17 protein-coding genes, 2 tRNA genes, 1 rRNA gene and 1 pseudogene are annotated in these 18,969 nt (G+C 58.7%); 12 read left to right on the forward strand and 9 right to left on the reverse strand.

Annotated features, from left to right (window positions below):
- Window positions 1–5: 5 nt before the first annotated feature.
- From dsbG to dsbD, 3 genes are read right to left on the reverse strand one after another with little or no spacing between them, the layout of a single operon-like run.
- Window positions 6–773, reverse strand: coding sequence for a thiol:disulfide interchange protein DsbG (gene dsbG, locus BLL42_RS22970; RefSeq protein WP_071554460.1), 768 nt, complete (start codon window positions 771–773; stop codon window positions 6–8).
- Window positions 749–1,615, reverse strand: a complete 867-nt coding sequence (locus BLL42_RS22975; RefSeq protein WP_071554462.1) for a TlpA disulfide reductase family protein — start codon at window positions 1,613–1,615, stop codon at window positions 749–751. Before BLL42_RS22975 ends, dsbG begins: the two co-directional genes overlap by 25 nt.
- Window positions 1,615–3,351 carry a protein-disulfide reductase DsbD gene (gene dsbD, locus BLL42_RS22980; protein WP_071554464.1) on the reverse strand — a complete coding sequence of 579 codons (1,737 nt, stop codon included), beginning with the start codon at window positions 3,349–3,351 and terminating at the stop codon, window positions 1,615–1,617. The genes BLL42_RS22975 and dsbD overlap by 1 nt, the downstream gene beginning before the upstream one ends.
- A 153-nt stretch (window positions 3,352–3,504) precedes the next feature.
- On the opposite strand from dsbD, the gene BLL42_RS22985 reads away from it, so the two are divergent.
- From BLL42_RS22985 to BLL42_RS22995, 3 genes are all read left to right on the forward strand, one after another.
- Window positions 3,505–4,185: a response regulator gene (locus tag BLL42_RS22985; RefSeq protein ID WP_071554465.1), complete on the forward strand. Its 681-nt coding sequence runs from the start codon at window positions 3,505–3,507 to the stop codon at window positions 4,183–4,185.
- Window positions 4,182–5,507, forward strand: a complete 1,326-nt coding sequence (locus BLL42_RS22990) for an ATP-binding protein (RefSeq protein WP_071554467.1) — start codon at window positions 4,182–4,184, stop codon at window positions 5,505–5,507. Before BLL42_RS22985 ends, BLL42_RS22990 begins: the two co-directional genes overlap by 4 nt.
- A 177-nt stretch (window positions 5,508–5,684) precedes the next feature.
- On the forward strand, window positions 5,685–6,170 hold the full coding sequence (locus BLL42_RS22995) for a GNAT family N-acetyltransferase (RefSeq protein WP_071554469.1): 486 nt from the start codon (window positions 5,685–5,687) through the stop codon (window positions 6,168–6,170).
- 125 nt (window positions 6,171–6,295) lie between these two features.
- On the opposite strand, the gene BLL42_RS23000 is transcribed toward BLL42_RS22995, so the two are convergent.
- Window positions 6,296–6,754, reverse strand: coding sequence for a VOC family protein (locus tag BLL42_RS23000; RefSeq protein WP_071554471.1), 459 nt, complete (start codon window positions 6,752–6,754; stop codon window positions 6,296–6,298).
- A 287-nt stretch (window positions 6,755–7,041) separates the two neighbouring features.
- On the opposite strand from BLL42_RS23000, the gene BLL42_RS23005 reads away from it, so the two are divergent.
- The 4 genes from BLL42_RS23005 (at window position 7,042) to BLL42_RS23020 (ending at window position 11,253) form a co-directional block, all read left to right on the forward strand.
- On the forward strand, window positions 7,042–7,311 hold the full coding sequence (locus BLL42_RS23005) for a hypothetical protein (protein WP_071554473.1): 270 nt from the start codon (window positions 7,042–7,044) through the stop codon (window positions 7,309–7,311).
- Window positions 7,312–7,408: 97 nt separating this feature from the next.
- Window positions 7,409–8,023, forward strand: a complete 615-nt coding sequence (locus BLL42_RS23010) for a LysE family translocator (RefSeq protein WP_019692862.1) — start codon at window positions 7,409–7,411, stop codon at window positions 8,021–8,023.
- Window positions 8,024–8,216: 193 nt separating this feature from the next.
- On the forward strand, window positions 8,217–9,386 hold the full coding sequence (locus tag BLL42_RS23015) for a cysteine desulfurase family protein (protein ID WP_071554475.1): 1,170 nt from the start codon (window positions 8,217–8,219) through the stop codon (window positions 9,384–9,386).
- A 58-nt stretch (window positions 9,387–9,444) separates the two neighbouring features.
- Window positions 9,445–11,253, forward strand: coding sequence for an aminopeptidase P family protein (locus BLL42_RS23020; RefSeq protein ID WP_071554477.1), 1,809 nt, complete (start codon window positions 9,445–9,447; stop codon window positions 11,251–11,253).
- A 15-nt stretch (window positions 11,254–11,268) separates the two neighbouring features.
- Here the strand turns inward: BLL42_RS23020 and BLL42_RS23025 are convergent.
- Window positions 11,269–11,835: pseudogene (locus BLL42_RS23025) on the reverse strand (LysR family transcriptional regulator).
- 102 nt (window positions 11,836–11,937) lie between these two features.
- Here BLL42_RS23025 and BLL42_RS23030 point away from each other — a divergent pair.
- Window positions 11,938–12,936 carry a zinc-dependent alcohol dehydrogenase family protein gene (locus BLL42_RS23030; RefSeq protein ID WP_071554479.1) on the forward strand — a complete coding sequence of 333 codons (999 nt, stop codon included), beginning with the start codon at window positions 11,938–11,940 and terminating at the stop codon, window positions 12,934–12,936.
- Here BLL42_RS23030 and BLL42_RS23035 read toward each other — a convergent pair.
- Window positions 12,933–13,523: a 2-hydroxychromene-2-carboxylate isomerase gene (locus tag BLL42_RS23035; protein ID WP_071554481.1), complete on the reverse strand. Its 591-nt coding sequence runs from the start codon at window positions 13,521–13,523 to the stop codon at window positions 12,933–12,935. The genes BLL42_RS23030 and BLL42_RS23035 overlap by 4 nt on opposite strands.
- 36 nt (window positions 13,524–13,559) lie before the next feature.
- A complete protein-coding gene (locus tag BLL42_RS23040; protein ID WP_071554483.1) occupies window positions 13,560–14,300 on the reverse strand; it encodes an SDR family oxidoreductase in 741 nt (246 codons plus the stop codon).
- 91 nt (window positions 14,301–14,391) lie between these two features.
- On the opposite strand from BLL42_RS23040, the gene BLL42_RS23045 reads away from it, so the two are divergent.
- A complete protein-coding gene (locus BLL42_RS23045) occupies window positions 14,392–14,961 on the forward strand; it encodes a TetR/AcrR family transcriptional regulator (RefSeq protein WP_071554485.1) in 570 nt (189 codons plus the stop codon).
- A gap of 12 nt (window positions 14,962–14,973) precedes the next feature.
- Here the strand turns inward: BLL42_RS23045 and BLL42_RS23050 are convergent, their stop codons facing one another.
- Together BLL42_RS23050 and rhtA are read right to left on the reverse strand one after the other, a co-directional pair.
- Window positions 14,974–15,255: a hypothetical protein gene (locus BLL42_RS23050; RefSeq protein ID WP_071555834.1), complete on the reverse strand. Its 282-nt coding sequence runs from the start codon at window positions 15,253–15,255 to the stop codon at window positions 14,974–14,976.
- Between the two features lie 168 nt (window positions 15,256–15,423).
- Window positions 15,424–16,311: a threonine/homoserine exporter RhtA gene (gene rhtA, locus BLL42_RS23055; protein ID WP_071554487.1), complete on the reverse strand. Its 888-nt coding sequence runs from the start codon at window positions 16,309–16,311 to the stop codon at window positions 15,424–15,426.
- A gap of 701 nt (window positions 16,312–17,012) precedes the next feature.
- On the opposite strand from rhtA, the gene BLL42_RS23060 reads away from it, so the two are divergent.
- The 3 genes from BLL42_RS23060 (at window position 17,013) to BLL42_RS23070 (ending at window position 18,793) form a co-directional block, all read left to right on the forward strand.
- Window positions 17,013–18,551: ribosomal RNA gene (locus tag BLL42_RS23060) — 16S ribosomal RNA — on the forward strand.
- An 84-nt stretch (window positions 18,552–18,635) separates the two neighbouring features.
- Window positions 18,636–18,712 (forward strand) — tRNA-Ile (locus BLL42_RS23065).
- A 5-nt stretch (window positions 18,713–18,717) separates the two neighbouring features.
- Window positions 18,718–18,793: transfer RNA gene (locus BLL42_RS23070), tRNA-Ala, on the forward strand.
- Window positions 18,794–18,969: the final 176 nt, after the last annotated feature.

Raw genomic sequence — 18,969 nt, forward strand, 5'->3', positions numbered from 1 at the left:
CACTTTTACTTCGGCCCGAGAATCTTCACCAGCTTATCCGGTGACGGCGCACCTTGCTGTTGTTGCAACTCGCCCTTGTCGTCCATGTAGAAGATTGCCGGGGTGGCGGACAGTTCGAGCTCTTCCATCAACTTCATGTTGGCATCGAGTTTGGCCTGGATGGCGGCGGGAATGGTTGTCAGCGCTTTCAGTGAGCTTTGCTTGCCAGCCTTTTCGTGTTCCTCCAGGGCCTTGCTCGGGTCCTTGGCGGCCAATAGGGCCGCGGATTTTCCGGGGCTGTCTTCACGGATGATACCGACCATGATGTGCCGCAGCTGCACCTTGCCGGCCTTCACCCACGGTCGGGCCTGTTCCCAGAACATGTTGCAGTAAGGGCAGTTCGGGTCGCTGAACAGGTAGACGGTGCGCGGTGCATCCTTGCTGCCGTCGGCGATCCAGTTGCTGGCGTCCATCTTCGCCCAGACTTCCTTGGCCATCGGTGCGTAGACCAGTTTTTGCAGCGGCTCGGCGCTCAGGTCCTTGCCATCGGCGTCGTACAGGTTGCCGAGCAGCACATGCTGGCCGTCGGGCGTCAGGTACAAGGCCATGCCGCGGTTCTGATACCGCGCGGCATAACCACGCAGGCCATCGGGTGCGTCGAAACTGCCGATGATTTTCGCGCCTTTTTCTTCGATCTTGCGGATCGCCGCAGGCAGTTCTTCGGCATGCAGCAACGGGATTTGCAGCAGCGCTGCGCCCAGGGACAGCGTCAGCAGATGGCGGAGGCGGGGCATGGCAGTTTCCTTGAGGGTGCGGCCTGTATGGCCGAATTCGGGGAGTCGAAGTTTTCCAGGGCGCGGGCCAGGCTGGCTTCTGATAATTCGCCCAGGTGGCTACCGAGCATTCGGCCTTCGGCGCTGTAGAACAGCGTAGTCGGTAGCGCCATGGAGCCGACGGCCTGACCCAGTCGGCCGCCGCCATCGAACAGCACGTTGGAAAGGCTCAAGCCTTGGGTCTCGAGGAAGGTGCTGACGCTTTGCATGCTTTCGGCCTGGTTGACGAACAGAAAGGTCAGGTCCGGCCGATGTTGCTGGGCATTCTCCAGCACCGGCATTTCGCGCCGGCAGGGCGGGCACCAGGTGGCCCACAGGTTGATCACCAGGGGGCCGCCCTGATAATCGGCCAATTGCACGGTTTCGCCGGCGGCATTGCGCAAGACAATGTCTGGCAGGCGCGTGCCTTGTTCGTAAAGGCTCAGGGACAAACTCGCCAGCAACCAGAACAACAGACCACTGCCGACGCCCGCGCCCAACGGTTTGCGCAGTGCCGGTCGGCGCCAGGCCCGCAACAGCGTTGCCAGCAGCAGGGCAATCACCCCGGGCCAGGCGAGGAAGCCGCCATCGCGCAGGTCGATGATCTGCCACGGATCATCGCGGTAGTGGGCCCAGTAGGCGAGCACGAAACCGATCCTGGCGGCGAGCAAACCCAACAGAAACAGGCTGAACAGCACTGACTCGGGGTTCTCGCCACCGCGCTTCGCCACCCGCCAGCCGACCAGGGTCGCCAGTGCCAAGGCACTGATCAGCAGCAGGTGGTTGAGCGCAATGGCAAAGGTGCCGAGGGTAAAGGTCAGCATCAACGAGCGTCCCGAGTGAGGTTCCAGCGTTGGAGGAAACCGGCGGCATCCACCTCTCCAGTGATGCGCTGGCTGCGGCGCTCGATGCCGTCGGCACCGATCCACAGCAAGCTTGGTGGCCCCGGCACTTTATAACGACCGAGCAGTTCACGGCTGGCGGCATTGTCGGCGGTCACGTCCAGACGCAGCAAGCGGACATCTTTCAGCGCGTCTACTACCTGAGGTTTGCCGAACACCTGTTTCTCCATGATCTTGCACGACACGCACCAGTCGGCGTAGTAGTCCAGCAACACCCACTGGCCTTGGGCGCGCGCAGTGTCGAGTTCGCGTTGCAGTGCGGCGGGATCCTTGACGGTGATGAAGGCGTCGTGGGGCGTGGGGGTGTCGACGCTGTTCGACGCCTGCGCGCGGTAAACCTGCAATGGATTGAACAGGTCATCGCTGCCGCCCGCAGCACCGATCAGCAGCAGGCTGCCCCACAATCCGGAAAGCAGTGCCGTGGCGCCGAAGACATGAGCTGCGCGGCCGAACCCGCCGGTCTGGCGCGAGGCGCTGTAGGCGATGATCAACAACAGTGCGCCCCACAGACCGACCCACAGCGACTCATCAAGTACTGGCCGCACCATCACCAGCGCGGTGCCAAGGAACAGGAAACCGAAGACGCCTTTGAGCAGGTTCATCCAGGCGCCGGGTTTGGGCAGGAAACGGTTACCGACAGTCACCAGCAACAACAGTGGCAAACCGATGCCGATGCCCATGGCGAACAGGATCAGCCCGCCGTGCAGCGCGTTGCCGCTCTGGGCGATGTACAGCAAGGCACCGGCCAGCGGCGCGGTCATGCACGGGCCGACCAGCAAGCCGGACAAGGCCCCGAGTACACCGGCACCGAGCAGGCTGCCGCCGCCTTGTTTGCGGCTGGCGTTTTCCAGGCGATCACGCAGCGCGGCCGGTAGTTGCAGTTCGAAGAAACCGAACATCGGCAACGACAGCAATACAAACACCACGGCGAAACTGCCGAGCAACCAGACATTTTGCAGCAAAGCCTGCAAGTTCGCGCCCAGCAATGCAGCCAGCACGCCCAGCACCGCATACACCAGCGCCATGTTGACCACATAACTGCCGGCCAAAGCGAAACCACGCGTGGGGCTGGCGCCGCTGCCGACGATCAAACCGGCGAGAATCGGCAGCATTGGCAACGAGCAGGGAGCGAAAGCGAGCAACAGCCCCAGGCCAAAGAACACCAGCAAACTCCAGCCCAGCGCCCGCTGTTGCAGGCCGCTGGCCAGGGCCTGATCCGGGGCCTCACTGCCGCTGACCGCTGCTGCGCCGCCACCCAGATCAACCACCTGGATTTGCGGCGGATAACACAAGCCGGCATCGGCACAGCCCTGAAACCCCACTTTGATCTGGCCACTGGCGCCGGCCGGAATCTTTAACTCCAGGCCCTGTCGATAAACCTGCTGGTCACCAAAAAACTCGTCGCTGTGGGCTTCACCCACTGGCAGCGGTGGTTTATGCGCGTCGGGCAAATCGTCGAACTTCATCCGTTGCTGATAAAGATAGTAACCGTCGGCAATTTGCCAGAAGAGCTGGGTTTCGCCTGACTCAAGGCGTTCGGAGGTAAACACAAAGGCTTTGCCGACCGGCAGGAAGTCGGGCTTGGTTTCGAATGGATTCGATGCCGCCTGGGTCAGCCCTGCGATGAAAAGAAAAAAAAGTAGAAACAGACGACGCATGGGTAAGCCTTATCGCGGTGCAAGTAGGGTGCACGATGATGGGTGGCGATTAACCGATGATTAACCGCGTTATCCTTGTGGCAATGACGCGTCGGGCATAATGTCCGCTTAATCCGGCGCCTTCTTAATCAATATTTTTCTACAGGTCTCACCATGCACGTACTGGTTTGTGAAGATGATGAGCTGATCGCCAGCGGCATCGTTGCCGGCCTCACGGCCCAGGGCCTGACGGTGGAGCACGTCGCCACGGCCTCGGCCGCCCGGGCGATGCTTAAAGTCGCCGAGTTCGACGTGATGGTGCTCGACTTGGGCCTGCCGGACGAAGACGGTCTGAAGCTGCTTCAGCAGTTGCGTCATCAAGGCCTGGAGATTCCGGTGCTGATTCTGACCGCACGCGATTCGGTGACCGACCGCGTCGATGGCCTGCAAGCCGGCGCCGACGATTACCTGCTCAAGCCCTTCGACCTGCGTGAACTGGCCGCGCGCCTGCACACATTGTTGCGGCGGGTGGCGGGGCGCAGTGTCAATCTGATCGAGCACGGCGCCCTGACCTACGACCCGAGCAGCCGGGAAGCCCTGCTTGCCGGTCAGCCAGTGGACTTGTCGCGTCGCGAGCAATCGCTGTTGCAAGCCTTGCTGCACAACCGTGGCCGGGTGCTGTCGACCGAGCAACTCAAGGACAGCGTCTACGGTTTCAACGATGAACTGGAAAGCAACGCCCTCAACGTTCATATCCATCACCTGCGACGCAAACTCGGCAACGGCATCGTTGAAACCGTGCGTGGGCTGGGTTACCGCCTTGGACCGGCGGATGGCGGAGAACACTCGAAGTGATGAGTTTGCGTTTGCGCCTGAGTCTGACCCTCGGCGCGGCCTTCGCGCTGATTTGGGCCTTGGCCGCGGCCTGGATGCTCAGCGACCTGCGCAATCAGATGATGTTCTCACTCGACCAACGGCTGGTGGCCTCGGCGCGCATGGTCGCCGGATTGCTGGAGCAATTGCCGGCCCTGCCGAGCAAGGGCGATGGCACCCATTTCAGTGCCGAGCAGTTGAATATTCCGGGGGGCATGGCCTGTCAGGTCAGCTCCTTGCGTGGCGAGATTCTTGCCCGCAGTCACAGCACTCCCGAACAAACCCTGGAAGCCGAAAAGATGGGCTTCCATGACCAGATGATCGACGGTGCGCGCTGGCGCAGTTTCACCTTGGCTCGCGGTGATGTGCGCATCACCACGGCCGACCGGCAAGTCGAGCGCGAGGCGCTGAACATGTCGGTGCTGCTGGCCGCGTCGGTGCCGGTGGGCGTAGCGTTGCTCGGTTGTCTGTGCCTGCTCTGGCTGGGTATCGGCCAAGGCCTGGCGCCGCTTAATCGCATGCGAGATGCCTTGATGCGCCGCAGTGCAGATTCTCTTGAGCCGTTGCAGATCCAGCCGTTGCCGGCCGAGCTGCAACCGTTGCTGGAAACCCAGAATCAGCTGTTCCAGCGAATCGGCAAAGCCATCGAGCGCGAGCGACGGCTGACTGGCGATGCCGCTCATGAGCTGCGTAGCCCGTTGACGGCGATCAAGACGCACCTGCAAGTGGCGCGTATGACCGAAGGCGCCGCTCGCGATCAGTCTCTGGCCCGCGCCGAGGAAGGCGCCGATCGGTTGCACCGCACGCTTGAGCAACTGCTGTTGCTGGCGCGCGTTGAGGGCAGTCTGTCGTTCGACGACGGCGTACAGTGCAGCGCCGAGCAGGTGGCCCGTCTGGCGATTCAGGACGCGGCCAGCGGTGATCGTCAGCGCATTAAACTGCACTTGCCGGCAAGTTATTCACCGGCACCCGTGCAAATGCCGGCGGTACTGTCGATTGCCGCGTTGCGCAACCTGCTGGACAACGCCTTGCGCCACACCCCGGCGGATGCAGCGGTGGAACTGAGCCTTGAAACCATGGATAACCGCGTGCGTTTTCAGGTGCGCGACCATGGCCCTGGAATCGCCGCCGATGACCTGCAACACCTGACCCAGCGTTTCTGGCGCAACGGCTCAAGCACCGGCTGCGGACTTGGGCTGGCGATTGTCCAGGCGATCGTCCAGCGCTGCGGCTGCGTGTTGCATTTCGACAGCCGCACCGACGGTTTGAGGGTTGAATTGACGATGCCGTTGCAGCCAGCCTGAGCGCCCTCGCACATGGAACACCCGTAGCAGCCTCCGGCAGTTGCTACGGATCGGGAGACCGTCCGCAATAGCGTTTTTCGCTGCACATCAAATGTAACTTCTCTCCATTAGCCACCTGGCCCTTGCGGCGCTATCGTCCCTCGTAGCTTTGACTCAATGGATTGAGGTGATAGCGCCATGAAAGCACCAATACGCATCTGTACGGCCGGGCCCGCGGATGCGGGGATTATCAGTCGGATCGTCGAACGCTCGATCAAGGTCGGGTGCGCTGCGGATCACCGCAATGACCCGAAGGTCGTCGCAGCCTGGACCCACAACAAAACCGTTGAACATGTGCAGCCCTGGCTGGCTGATCCACGCCTGTACCTGAGCCTTGCGCTGCTGGACGACAAACCGATTGGTGTGGCCATGGCCGCTGTCAGCGGTAAGGTCGCCTTTTGCTATGTGCTGCCAGAGTGGTTTCGCCGAGGAGCCGGGCAGGCGTTGATCCATGGCCTGGAAGCCTGGTTGCTCGAACGGGGCTTCAGTCAGACACGACTGAACAGCACCCGTACCGGCGAAGATTTTTTTCAGCACCTTGGCTTCCGGCAATGTGCGCAAACCTTCAGCATCGCCGGGCTTACGGCGATCCCCATGGAGAAATCGCTGACACTGCCCTCATAGAAAGCCGCCGTTTCATCGACGAATCCACGCCTGACAAAAAGCCCCCTGCCGCAAGGCAACGGGGCTTTTTGCTGGAAGCAATTCAAAAGATCGCAGCCTTCGGTAGCTCCGGCAGGGGCTGGGGGTTATTGCTGCTTGAACATCTCCTTCGCCCGCTCTTCGATTTGCGCCTGAGTCAGGTTTTCCTTGCGGGTCGACAGGAACCACACATGGCCGAAGGGGTCCTTCAAGGTGCCCGAGCGGTCGCCGTAGAACTGATCTTTCACTTCCGAAACCACCGTGCCACCAGCCTTGATTGCCTGGGCGTAGCATTTGTCCACATCCTCGACATACAGATGCAGCCCCACGGACGGCGATTTGTCAGGGTTGCTCAGCGGACCTTGATCGCACGGTGTACCGAGCATGATAGGGCAGTCGCCAATGCGCAGTTCGGCATGGCCGATGCTGCCGTCGGGCATCGACAGGCGCATGACTTCCGTGGCACCAAAGGCTTTTTTGTAAAAGTCGATCGCCTCGGCTGATTTCTGGATTCCCAAGTAGGGCGTGACGCTGTGATAACCCTCGGGAATGGGTTTAACGCTCATGACCGTTCTCCATATTCTTGTTGGGGGATGTCGCAAATCCTTCGCCGATTTCCGGTCGATTCACTATAGGTCAGCCCCATCAAGGTAACCGAGTGGCCGACGGGTTGCTGCATCGCCACTGTTACGCCATTTATCATGAACTGGCAGTTTGTTTCGATGGCCCGTTCAAAACGGCAGCAAGCCATGCAGCGGTCGATAGCGACTATCGAGAGCGATGATTTTTGTCGCTCAAGGGACGGGAGTAGCCTGTGTCCATTGTCCAGGACCCGCTCGCAGGGAGCTTCCCCATGAACCATTTGCTCGCCACATCATTGTTGTTGGTTGCCTCGGTGCTCGCAGGTTGCGCCAGTCATCCTGCCCCAGAATTGCGTCCATACACCGCTGAAGAAACCCGGGAGCTGGCGCTGGAAGCCTTGAGCCGGCGCGGTTTGTCGTTTGATGAATACCAGGCGAAAAAATCCGAACTGCTCGGCCAGCCGCCAAAAGCGTTCGGTTATGACCAGCAGGGTGAAATGAACGCCGCACGCGGTGTAAGCCTTCACGGCCACGCCAGCTAAGCGACTGTACTGCTCAAAGTTTCACGTAACTGTCCATGGGTTTCATGCGGGGGCTGCGATAGGGTCAACACCTGACTGACCCTAATGGAATGGCCTCATGACACTCTCGCTGGATTTACTGCTGGGTTTTGCCCTGTTCGCCCTGGTCACTTCAATCACCCCCGGTCCGAACAACACCATGTTGCTGGCGTCGGGCGTCAATTTCGGTTTCAACCGCTCCATCCCGCACATGCTCGGCATCACCTGCGGCTTCTTCATTCTTGTGCTCGCCGTCGGTTTTGGCCTGGGCGCGGTGTTTCAAACCTATCCTGTGCTTTACAGCGTGCTGCGTTATGTCGGCGCGGGCTATCTGCTGTATCTGGCGTGGAAAATCGCCCATTCAGGTCCAGTCTCCGAAGCCGAGCAAGGTCACGCCAAGCCCATCAGCTACTGGGGCGCGGCGGCGTTTCAGTGGGTCAACCCCAAGGCCTGGATCATGGCAATTGGTGCCATCAGCACCTACACACCGCTTCAGGGTTATTTCACCAATGTGATCGTCATCGCTGCGGTGTTCGCCATCATCAACCTGCCGAGCGTCAGTGTCTGGGTGGCCTGCGGCAGCCTGTTGCGCAATGTCCTGCGTGATCGGCGCTGGTTGCGGGTATTCAACTGGGGCATGGCCTTGCTGCTGGTGGCTTCGCTGTATCCGATGCTGCATGAGAGCTTTAGCTGACTTGCGCTTCAACCCGGTGTCCGATGCCTGTTAAGCTCGACTTCAGGAGCGTTCCTACGCACTTTGAAATGAAGTCGTACTTCTTTAACGGCATCCGATCAGGTATTGCTGATTTCCCGCAGTTTGTACACCACCTCCAGTGCGGTGCTTTCAGCAAATACTTGATCCCGGAACAAGCTCTGCGAGTCTTTTTATGAATAAGCGTCCTTTGTATTTTGATTATGCCGCCACCACACCGGTGGACGAGCGGGTCATCCAGGTCATGGTTGACTGTCTGGGGTTCAGCGGTAACTTCGGCAACCCAGCCTCCAGCTCCCACGCCTATGGCCAGCAGGCCAGGCGTTCGGTCGAGCAGGCACGTCAGCAAGTCGCCGATCTGGTGGGCGCGCAAGCGCAGCAGATTGTCTGGACTTCCGGCGCCACCGAATCCAACAATCTTGCCCTCAAAGGCGTGGCCCAGGCCCGTGCTCAGTCCGGCGGCCACATCATCACCAGCCAGATCGAGCACAAGGCGATCCTCGATACCGCCAGGCAATTGCAGGATGCCGGGGTCGCCGTGACTTATCTGCTGCCGGATGCCGAAGGTCTGATCACTGCGCAAGCGGTCAGCGAGGCGTTGCGCGAAGACACCTTTATGGTGTCGCTGATGCTGGTCAACAACGAGCTCGGTACCGTCAACGACATCCCGGCCATTGGTCAGCGGGTGCGTGAGCATGGCGCGTTGTTTCACGTCGACGCTGCGCAGGGTGCGGGCAAGGTGGCAATCGATCTGGCCCAGTGGCCGGTGGACTTGATGTCGTTTTCCGCGCACAAGATCTACGGGCCCAAGGGGATCGGCGCGCTCTACGTCGGACCGCGTGCCCAGCAGCGCTTGCAGGCGCAGATCCATGGTGGCGGACACGAAGGCGGTTTACGCTCCGGGACCCTGGCCACGCATCAGATCGCAGCCATGGGCGCGGCCTTTGTGCTGGCGGCGGAACACTTTGCTGAAGAGGCGGCCACGATCGCCCGGCTGCGCGAGCGCTTGCTTGAGCAACTCAGCGGCATTAACGGTCTACGCTTGAACGGCAGCCCGACCCAACGCATTCCCCATACCCTGAGCCTGACCTTCAGTGAAGGCGAGTTTAATTCCCAGGCATTGAGTGCTTCGATTGCGTTTTCAGCGACCTCGGCCTGCAACTCCGCGAGCAACGCGCCGTCACATGTGCTGCTGGCGCTGGGGCTCGACGCGCGAACAGCGGGGCGGACGATTCGTTTGAGTCTCGGGCGCTTCACCACCGAGCAGGACATCGATCAGGCCGCACAATTGATTAAAGCAGCAGCCGCCAGTGCACCGGCGTTCTGGGCTACCGCCCAACCCTGATGCGCAGACCAAAAGTCAGCGCCCTATAACAATATTCAAGCGGTTAGCAGGAGAGATGATGAGTACGCAGCCTTTGCCCCACGGAACGGTTCCCCAGCGCCTGGCGCACACTCGCGAGCTGATGAGCCGGGAGGGCATCCACGCTCTGCTGGTGCCGTCGGCCGACCCGCATTTGTCGGAATACCTGCCGGGTTACTGGCAAGGGCGTCAATGGTTGTCGGGCTTTCACGGCTCGGTCGGCACGCTGATCGTTACTCAGAATTTCGCCGGCGTTTGGGCCGACAGTCGCTACTGGGAACAGGCGACCAAGGAGCTCAAGGGCAGCGGCATCGAGCTGGTAAAACTTCAGCCGGGTCAACCCGGCCCACTGGACTGGCTGGCCGAGCACACTCCGGAAGGTGGCGTGGTCGCGGTCGACGGCGCAGTGATGGCCGTGGCGTCGGCGCGTTCACTGAGCAGCAAACTTGAGGAGCGTGGCGCACGGCTGCGCACCGATATTGATCTGTTGAGCGAAGTCTGGAGCGATCGCCCAAGCCTGCCGAATCAACCGATCTATCAGCACTTGCCGCCGCAGGCCACTGTCAGTCGTGGCGAGAAACTCGCCCAACTGCGTGAAAGCCTGAAAACGCGCGGTGCTGATTGGCACTTCATCGCCACCCTCGACGACATCGCCTGGCTGTTCAACCTGCGCGGCAGCGATGTGTCGTTCAACCCGGTGTTCGTGTCCTTCGCCCTGATCGGCCAGCAGCAGGCAACCTTGTTTGTCGCGCTGAGCAAGGTCGATGCGCCATTGCGCGCGATCCTCGAACAGGACGGCGTGACCCTGCGCGACTACAGCGAAGTGGCCTCGGCGCTGGCTGCCGTGCCGAACGGTGTGAGCCTGCAAGTCGATCCGGCGCGGGTGACGGCAGGTTTGCTGGATAACCTCGGCAGTGGCGTGAAGCTGATCGAAGGTCTGAACCCGACCACTCTGGCCAAGTCGCAGAAAAGTCTCGCCGATGCCGAACACATCCGTCAGGCCATGGAGCAGGACGGCGCGGCGCTGTGCGAGTTTTTTACCTGGCTCGACAGCGCCCTCGGTCGTGAGCGCATCACCGAACTGACCATCGACGAGCACCTGACCGCTGCCCGTACCCGTCGTCCGGGTTATGTGTCGTTGAGCTTCAACACCATCGCAGCCTTCAACGCCAACGGCGCGATGCCGCACTATCACGCTACCGAAGAAGAGCATGCGGTGATCGAAGGCGACGGCTTGTTGCTGATCGACTCCGGAGGCCAGTACCTGGGCGGTACCACCGACATTACGCGGATGGTGCCGGTGGGCACGCCGACCGCCGAGCAGAAACGCGACTGCACACGGGTGCTCAAGGGCGTGATTGCCTTGTCCCGTGCGCGGTTCCCGCGTGGCATTCTCTCGCCGTTGCTCGACGCCATCGCGCGTGCGCCGATCTGGGCTGAAAGCGTCGACTATGGCCATGGTACCGGGCATGGCGTCGGTTACTTCCTCAACGTTCACGAAGGCCCGCAAGTCATTGCCTATCAAGCGGCGCCGGCGCCGCAAACCGCGATGCAGCCGGGGATGATTACCTCGATCGAGCCAGGCACTTATCGTCCGGGTCGCTGGGGTGTGCGGATCGAGAACCTGGTGTTGAATCGCGAGGCGGGCAGCAGCGAGTTTGGCGAGTTCCTCACGTTCGAAACCCTGACCTTGTGCCCGATCGACACCCGTTGCCTGGAGCCTTCATTGCTGACCCAGGATGAGCGCGAGTGGTTTAACGCTTACCATGCACAAGTTCGTGAACGCTTGAGCCCGTTGCTCGACGGTGCTGCGCTGGCGTGGCTGAATAGCCGAACTGCCGCGATCTGAGTCGGTGTTGCGCCGTCAGTCTTCGGACGGCGGCGCAAGCTCGGGTGCGTGGGCGAGTGCTTCGCTCATGTAGTCGACGAACGCCTTGACCCTGGCCGACTGGCGACGATTGGCCGGGGATACGGCATGGATTGGCAGCGCTTGTGCGCGGTAATCCGGCAAGATCGCGGCCACCCGACCGGCCTTCAAATCCTCGCTGAACAACCACACGGGCGACAGCGCAATACCTAGCCCGCCCAACACCATCTCGCGTATGGCCTCCGAACTGTTGCCGGAGGAACCCACCCGCAACGGCCCGGCGACCGCTTCCCGTCCAGATTGGAAGCTGTGTTCGGCCGCGTCGACCGCTGCAAGAATCTGACGACATTCGTTGTAGTAACGCTGACCTTCGTCCGTCAGCGAAAGCTGGCGGGTGCTGCGAGCAATCAGCTTGCCACCCAGTTCTGTTTACAGCGCCCGGAGGATTTTGCTGATGGTCGGTTGGCTGGTCTGCAGTTCCCGAGCGACAGCAGAGAAACTGCCACGCTCGACCACTCTTACGAAGACCACCATTGCATTGAGTTTGTCCAAGGGTTTTCTCATTGATGCCAAACGGGCATGGTCACTATAGCTATAGAGCGTCTTATCGGCATGAGTTGGCGGGCGGATGATCAACGCAACTCTCCTCTGACATGAGATTGCGAAATGACTGACTCACTTGAAATGCTCGCCCTGATCGTCGATTCGGCCAATGCACCGCTTCGTTTGGCCTCTATCCCTAAGCCTGTGCCTGAAGCGGGGCAGGTGTTGGTCAGAATCATCGCCAGTGGGGTGAACCCATTGGACGGGAAAATCCGTGCCGGGCAGGCGGCTCACGCATGTCAGCCACTACCGGCGGTGCTGGGTATGGATCTGGCGGGGATTGTTGAAGCGCATGGTGCCGGGGTCAGTGATTGGCAGGTCGGCGATGAGGTGTATGGCATGGCGACCGGGATTGGCGGCCAGCAGGGTTCACTGGCGCAGTTCGCCGCCGTTGATACGCGACTACTGGCGCGCAAGCCGGTGAATTTGAGCATGGCTGAGACGGCAGCGCTGCCGTTGGTATTGATTACCGCATGGGAAGGCTTGCTGGATCGCGCCCGGGTTCAGACTGACCACAAGGTATTGATTCACGGTGGCGCTGGTGGCGTCGGGCATGTGGCGGTGCAGTTGGCTCGGGCATTCGGTGCCGAGGTATTTGCCACAGGGTCGGCCAGGCAGCAGGCGATTATCGAAAGTCTCGGTGCGACCTTTATCGACTACCGACAGCAGTCGGTTGAACAGTATGTAGAGCAACATACGGCGGGGGAGGGTTTCGATATCGTTTATGACACAGTTGGAGGCGAAACGCTGGATGCATCGTTCAAGGCTGTGCGCACTTATCAGGGGCACGTGTTGAGCTGTCTCGGCTGGGGGCAATACAGTCTGGCGCCATTGTCGTTCCGGGCGGCGAGTTACTCTGGAGTCTTCGCGTTGCTGCCCTTGCTGACCGGCAGAGGTCGCGAGCGTCATGGGCAGATTCTCGGTGAGGCCGCGAAGTTGATTGAAGCAGGGTTGTTGAAGCCTTTGCTCGATCCTCGGCGGTTCACGCTGCAAACCGCCGAGGCAGCCTATGACCTGCAAGCCTCAGGGGCAGCGCAGGGCAGACTGGTTATCGAGATCTAGCCCAAGGCCTCGCGGACAAAATCCAGGCGATCCTGGCCGAAGAACATTTCGTTGTCGACGAACATGCTTGGCGCACCGAACACCCCCCGTTGGATCGCCTGCTCGGTTTTGTCCTTGAGTGCGGCTTTGACTTCCTCGTCAGCGGTCAAAGCCAGCACTTCATTTGGGTCAAAGGCATGTTCGGCCAACACCGCGGCGACGGTCGCCGGGTCGTTGAGGTTGCGACCATCAACCCAGAGTGCACGGAACAGGCAGTCGATAAAATCGAGAAAGCGTTCGGGGTGCCGCAGCTGGATGCCGGTGACGGCGCGCATCAGCAGCAGGGTATTGATGGGAAAGTACGGATTGAGCTGGAATGGCACGCCGTAGCGCTTGGCGTAACGACCCAGGTCCAGAAACATGTAATGGCCCTTGGCCGGGATAGTCGCCGGTGAGGCGTTGCCGGTGGCTTTGAATACGCCACCCAGCAACATCGGTTGATAGATCAGTTGGCTACCGGTTTGCTCACAGATGTTCGGCAGTTGGGTATAGGCCAGGTAAGTGGCAGGGCTACCGAGGTCGAAGAAGAACTCTACGCGTTTGCTCATGTTCGATGCGCTCTGATTATTGTTATCGGGGAGAGCTTACCAGCGTTCGCTCCAGGGCCGCAGATCCAGCTCGAACGTCCAGGCGTCGCGTGGCTGACTGTGCAGGTACCAGTAGTTCTCGGCGATGTGTTCGGGGTTGAGAATCCCGTCCTGATCCTTGAGTGCGTACTTTTCCGGGAAGCTGTCGCGAATGAAGTCGGTATCGATGGCGCCATCGACCACGACGTGGGCGACATGGATGTTCATCGGGCCCAGCTCCCGCGCCATGCTTTGGGCCAAGGCGCGGATGCCATGCTTGGCGCCGGCGAACGCCGCAAAGCCAGCAGCACCGCGCATGCCGGCGGTCGCCCCGGTGAACAGAATGGTGCCGCGTTGTCGGGTGGCCATGCGCTTGGCCACTTCACGGCCGTTGAGAAATCCAGAGAAACAGGCCATTTCCCAGATCTTGAAATACTTGCGTGCGGTTTCTTCAAGAATGCTGCACGGCACATTGGCGCCGATGTTGAAGACGAAGGCCTCGATTGGGCCGATCTGGCTTTCGATCTGATCCACCAATGCAATCACATCCTCTTCCTTGCGCGCATCACACGCAAAGCCATGCGCTTCACCACCACTGGCCTGGATGGCATCGACCAATGGCTGTAGCTTGTCTGCGCTGCGACGAGTGACGCAGGCAACAAAGCCTTCTTGTGCGAAACGCTTGGCAATAGCTCCGCCGGTGGCATCGCCAGCACCGACAACCAGTACGACTTTCTTGTTATTGATAGCTGTGGTCATAGTCATCGCTCTTTGGTAAACGGTCGTTAACCAAACGAACGTTATGCTACGATCCTGAAGACGTCAAGGCGATGGATTCTCGGGGGAAGCGATGCGTTACACAGCCAGTCACAAGCTGGAAACCAGGCAGAAACTGCTGGAAAGCAGTTCAGTGTCAGCCAAGAAAGAAGGCTTTTGCACGGTAGGTGTCGATGGTTTGATGAAGGCCATCGGGCTCAGCGGCGGTGCGTTTTACAGCCACTTTTCCTCGAAAGATGAACTCTTCAGTTCGATCGTCGAGCGTGAGCTGTGTCAGAGCCTTGAGCGATTGAGCGGTAATGGCGAGCTGAGTCGAGCCAGGCTGGAGCGTTGCCTCAAGCATTACCTGAGCATGGCGCATGTCGAGCACCCAGAGTCCGGGTGTGCGTTGCCGGCACTGGGCGCCGAGATCGCTCGTTCGGACATCGCGGTACGCCAGCAAGCGGAGCAGTGGATCTGCCGGTTACAGGAAAGTTGGGCACGTATCCTGGGGAGTGACAGCCTGGCCTGGGCCATTCTGTCGCAATGCATTGGCGCGTTGGTGGTTGCGCGAATGCTGGTGAATCCGGAGGTCCAGCGCAGCGTATTGAAATCCAGCTACGAAGAAATCGGACGCCAGATTGCCGGTCAACACGCTGAATAAGAGTGCACCCGGTTATTTGCAGATAACGATCATGCTACGGCTGGTATAGCCGGCGGGATTGAGACCAAACGGATAGTCGCCCGGGTCTTCCACGGCGTCTCCGGATTTGGCGAGCACCTTGTAGCCGTTGGGGCCGCATGAGTCAGCCGCACTCGTGTAGCACTTGTCCCAGGAAGAAGAGAGGCCTGAGCAGTTAATGTGCAGACCTTTTTTGCCGCGCTTGACCTCTGTCCTGGAGGTCGCAGCGCAACCCGCAATGGTCAGTACAACAAGCAATACCAAAAATCGTTTCATTCCCGTCCCTATTGCGGTCTCGGGTCTGGTGCCCGAGTCTGGCAGCATGTGCTTTCGTTTTTATCGTTAGTGATATCCCTATCCGAGTAAAATCCATGCCTGACATTGAGTTGCGGCTAAACATGGCTCAATTGAGCGGTAAATACCAGACCTTCGTAAAAGCGCGTATCAATCTACTGCTACCAAAGGCTTGGACTCATTGCGCATGGTCATGGTCGCGCCTACGGATGCGAGAATGATGCAAGTGATGGCCATCCACTGTGCCAGGGACAGGTATTCGTGCAGAAACAGCAGCCCGGACAATGCGCCGAACGCGGGCTCAATACTCATCAGTGTGCCGAAGGTTCGCGCCGGCATTCGGGTGAGGGCGATCATCTCAAGGGTGTACGGAAGGGCCGTGGACAGAATGGCTACGCCAATAGCGATGGGGATCAGTGAAGGTGTGAGTAACGCGGCTCCGGCGTGGACGATCCCAATAGGCGCAACGAAGAGCGCTGCAATAATGACACCCAGCGCGGCAGTCTGGACGCCGTTATCTGCCCCGGCTTTCTGACCGAATAGAATGTACAGCGCCCAGCATACCCCGGCGCCGAGTGCATAACTGGCCCCTATGAGGTCAATGCTCGCGTTTGTTGCGTCTGTAGGTATAAGCAGCAACAGACCGACGATGGCCAGACCGATCCACAGAAAGTCGATCGCCTTGCGTGAGGCATAGATTGCTACTGCCAGCGGGCCTGTGAATTCCAGAGCAACGGCAATTCCGAGCGGGACGGTCCTGAGCGACATATAGAAGAGGAAGTTCATGCCGCCCAGCGCCATGCCGTACACAATGACGGTGCGTAAGGACTTAGCCGTGAGCTTGGCCTTCCAGGGGCGCAATAGCAGCAACATGATCACGCTGGCGAACATCAGTCGCAGGGTGGTCGTTCCTTGCGCACCGACTATCGGGAACATGCTTTTTGCCAGGGAGGCTCCAGACTGGATCGACGCCATGGCTATTAATAGCAGGCCAACCGGGAACAGAGTCGATGCAAGGCCGCGGGGCTGGTCATTCATTGCGTGGCGTCGTCCGAAGTGAGAGGCGAGAGAGTGTACGGGTGGCTATCATGCTTAACTACTAATGAATGAGCAATATACTGCGCATTCATTGTCGGTACTTCTATATATAAGCTGTACCGAGTGCTGTTTTTGGATTTCTGATAGAAAAATCAAATTAGGTGTTGACGACAGATTCTGGAAGTCTATAATTCGCCCCACTTCCGGCGCAGTCGAAACGTAAAACTCCTTAGTAAACAAAGAGTTACGCAGTTTTCGGCAGCGGTTACGCTTCAGTTCATCGAAGCCTGAAGGAGTTGAAAGAGTGGTGGTGTTTAGCTCTTTTGACGGTTCGATCTTCTCGGTCGAAAGCGGAGAAAAAGAGGTGTTGACAGCAGCGAGTAACGCTGTAGAATTCGCCTCCCGCTAACGAGAGATCGGAAGCGCAAGTGGTTGAAGTTGCAAGGGAAACCTTGAAAGCTTCTGAAAATAACCGCTTGACAGCAACAGAGGCTGCTGTAGAATGCGCGCCTCGGTTGAGACGAAAGATCTTAACCAACCGCTCTTTAACAACTGAATCAAGCAATTCGTGTGGGTGCTTGTGCAGTCAGACTGATAGTCAACAAGATTATCAGCATCACAAGTTACTCCGCGAGAAATCAAAGATGTAACCAACGATTGCTGAGCCAAGTTTAGGGTTTTCTCAAAACCCAAAGATGTTTGAACTGAAGAGTTTGATCATGGCTCAGATTGAACGCTGGCGGCAGGCCTAACACATGCAAGTCGAGCGGCAGCACGGGTACTTGTACCTGGTGGCGAGCGGCGGACGGGTGAGTAATGCCTAGGAATCTGCCTGGTAGTGGGGGATAACGCTCGGAAACGGACGCTAATACCGCATACGTCCTACGGGAGAAAGCAGGGGACCTTCGGGCCTTGCGCTATCAGATGAGCCTAGGTCGGATTAGCTAGTTGGTGAGGTAATGGCTCACCAAGGCGACGATCCGTAACTGGTCTGAGAGGATGATCAGTCACACTGGAACTGAGACACGGTCCAGACTCCTACGGGAGGCAGCAGTGGGGAATATTGGACAATGGGCGAAAGCCTGATCCAGCCATGCCGCGTGTGTGAAGAAGGTCTTCGGATTGTAAAGCACTTTAAGTTGGGAGGAAGGGCAGTTACCTAATACGTGATTGTTTTGACGTTACCGACAGAATAAGCACCGGCTAACTCTGTGCCAGCAGCCGCGGTAATACAGAGGGTGCAAGCGTTAATCGGAATTACTGGGCGTAAAGCGCGCGTAGGTGGTTCGTTAAGTTGGATGTGAAATCCCCGGGCTCAACCTGGGAACTGCATTCAAAACTGTCGAGCTAGAGTATGGTAGAGGGTGGTGGAATTTCCTGTGTAGCGGTGAAATGCGTAGATATAGGAAGGAACACCAGTGGCGAAGGCGACCACCTGGACTGATACTGACACTGAGGTGCGAAAGCGTGGGGAGCAAACAGGATTAGATACCCTGGTAGTCCACGCCGTAAACGATGTCAACTAGCCGTTGGGAGCCTTGAGCTCTTAGTGGCGCAGCTAACGCATTAAGTTGACCGCCTGGGGAGTACGGCCGCAAGGTTAAAACTCAAATGAATTGACGGGGGCCCGCACAAGCGGTGGAGCATGTGGTTTAATTCGAAGCAACGCGAAGAACCTTACCAGGCCTTGACATCCAATGAACTTTCCAGAGATGGATTGGTGCCTTCGGGAACATTGAGACAGGTGCTGCATGGCTGTCGTCAGCTCGTGTCGTGAGATGTTGGGTTAAGTCCCGTAACGAGCGCAACCCTTGTCCTTAGTTACCAGCACGTAATGGTGGGCACTCTAAGGAGACTGCCGGTGACAAACCGGAGGAAGGTGGGGATGACGTCAAGTCATCATGGCCCTTACGGCCTGGGCTACACACGTGCTACAATGGTCGGTACAGAGGGTTGCCAAGCCGCGAGGTGGAGCTAATCCCACAAAACCGATCGTAGTCCGGATCGCAGTCTGCAACTCGACTGCGTGAAGTCGGAATCGCTAGTAATCGCGAATCAGAATGTCGCGGTGAATACGTTCCCGGGCCTTGTACACACCGCCCGTCACACCATGGGAGTGGGTTGCACCAGAAGTAGCTAGTCTAACCTTCGGGAGGACGGTTACCACGGTGTGATTCATGACTGGGGTGAAGTCGTAACAAGGTAGCCGTAGGGGAACCTGCGGCTGGATCACCTCCTTAATCGACGACATCAGCTGCTGCATAAGCTCCCACACGAATTGCTTGATTCATTGAAGAAGACGATAAGGTCAGCATCCCTTGATTGGGTCTGTAGCTCAGTTGGTTAGAGCGCACCCCTGATAAGGGTGAGGTCGGCAGTTCGAATCTGCCCAGACCCACCAATTACGGGGCCATAGCTCAGCTGGGAGAGCGCCTGCCTTGCACGCAGGAGGTCAACGGTTCGATCCCGTTTGGCTCCACCATTTACTGTTTGTAGCTGGCTTATTGTAGAGTACAGAAATGAATATTCGAATGAATATTGATTTCTGATCTTTATCAGAATCGTTCTTTAAAAATTTGGGTATGTGATAGAAAGATAGACTGAACGTTACTTTCACTGGTAACGGATCAGGCTAAGGTAAAATTTGTGAGTAATTGC

This window comes from Pseudomonas frederiksbergensis (genome assembly GCF_001874645.1).
GTDB classification, from domain to species: Bacteria; Pseudomonadota; Gammaproteobacteria; order Pseudomonadales; family Pseudomonadaceae; genus Aquipseudomonas; species Aquipseudomonas frederiksbergensis_B.

Excerpts from the sequence above, each read along its gene's own strand:
- dsbG (WP_071554460.1), bottom strand. The coding sequence starts at position 773 with ATGCCCCGCCTCCGCCATCTGCTGACGCTGTCCCTGGGCGCAGCGCTG.
- BLL42_RS23030 (WP_071554479.1), top strand. The coding sequence starts at position 11,938 with ATGACTGACTCACTTGAAATGCTCGCCCTGATCGTCGATTCGGCCAAT.
- BLL42_RS23020 (WP_071554477.1), top strand. The coding sequence starts at position 9,445 with ATGAGTACGCAGCCTTTGCCCCACGGAACGGTTCCCCAGCGCCTGGCG.
- dsbD (WP_071554464.1), bottom strand. The coding sequence starts at position 3,351 with ATGCGTCGTCTGTTTCTACTTTTTTTTCTTTTCATCGCAGGGCTGACC.
- BLL42_RS23005 (WP_071554473.1), top strand. The coding sequence starts at position 7,042 with ATGAACCATTTGCTCGCCACATCATTGTTGTTGGTTGCCTCGGTGCTC.
- BLL42_RS23040 (WP_071554483.1), bottom strand. The coding sequence starts at position 14,300 with ATGACCACAGCTATCAATAACAAGAAAGTCGTACTGGTTGTCGGTGCT.
- BLL42_RS22975 (WP_071554462.1), bottom strand. The coding sequence starts at position 1,615 with ATGCTGACCTTTACCCTCGGCACCTTTGCCATTGCGCTCAACCACCTG.
- BLL42_RS23050 (WP_071555834.1), bottom strand. The coding sequence starts at position 15,255 with ATGAAACGATTTTTGGTATTGCTTGTTGTACTGACCATTGCGGGTTGC.
- BLL42_RS23045 (WP_071554485.1), top strand. The coding sequence starts at position 14,392 with ATGCGTTACACAGCCAGTCACAAGCTGGAAACCAGGCAGAAACTGCTG.
- BLL42_RS23010 (WP_019692862.1), top strand. The coding sequence starts at position 7,409 with ATGACACTCTCGCTGGATTTACTGCTGGGTTTTGCCCTGTTCGCCCTG.
- BLL42_RS23035 (WP_071554481.1), bottom strand. The coding sequence starts at position 13,523 with ATGAGCAAACGCGTAGAGTTCTTCTTCGACCTCGGTAGCCCTGCCACT.
- BLL42_RS22995 (WP_071554469.1), top strand. The coding sequence starts at position 5,685 with ATGAAAGCACCAATACGCATCTGTACGGCCGGGCCCGCGGATGCGGGG.
- rhtA (WP_071554487.1), bottom strand. The coding sequence starts at position 16,311 with ATGAATGACCAGCCCCGCGGCCTTGCATCGACTCTGTTCCCGGTTGGC.
- BLL42_RS23000 (WP_071554471.1), bottom strand. The coding sequence starts at position 6,754 with ATGAGCGTTAAACCCATTCCCGAGGGTTATCACAGCGTCACGCCCTAC.
- BLL42_RS23015 (WP_071554475.1), top strand. The coding sequence starts at position 8,217 with ATGAATAAGCGTCCTTTGTATTTTGATTATGCCGCCACCACACCGGTG.
- BLL42_RS22985 (WP_071554465.1), top strand. The coding sequence starts at position 3,505 with ATGCACGTACTGGTTTGTGAAGATGATGAGCTGATCGCCAGCGGCATC.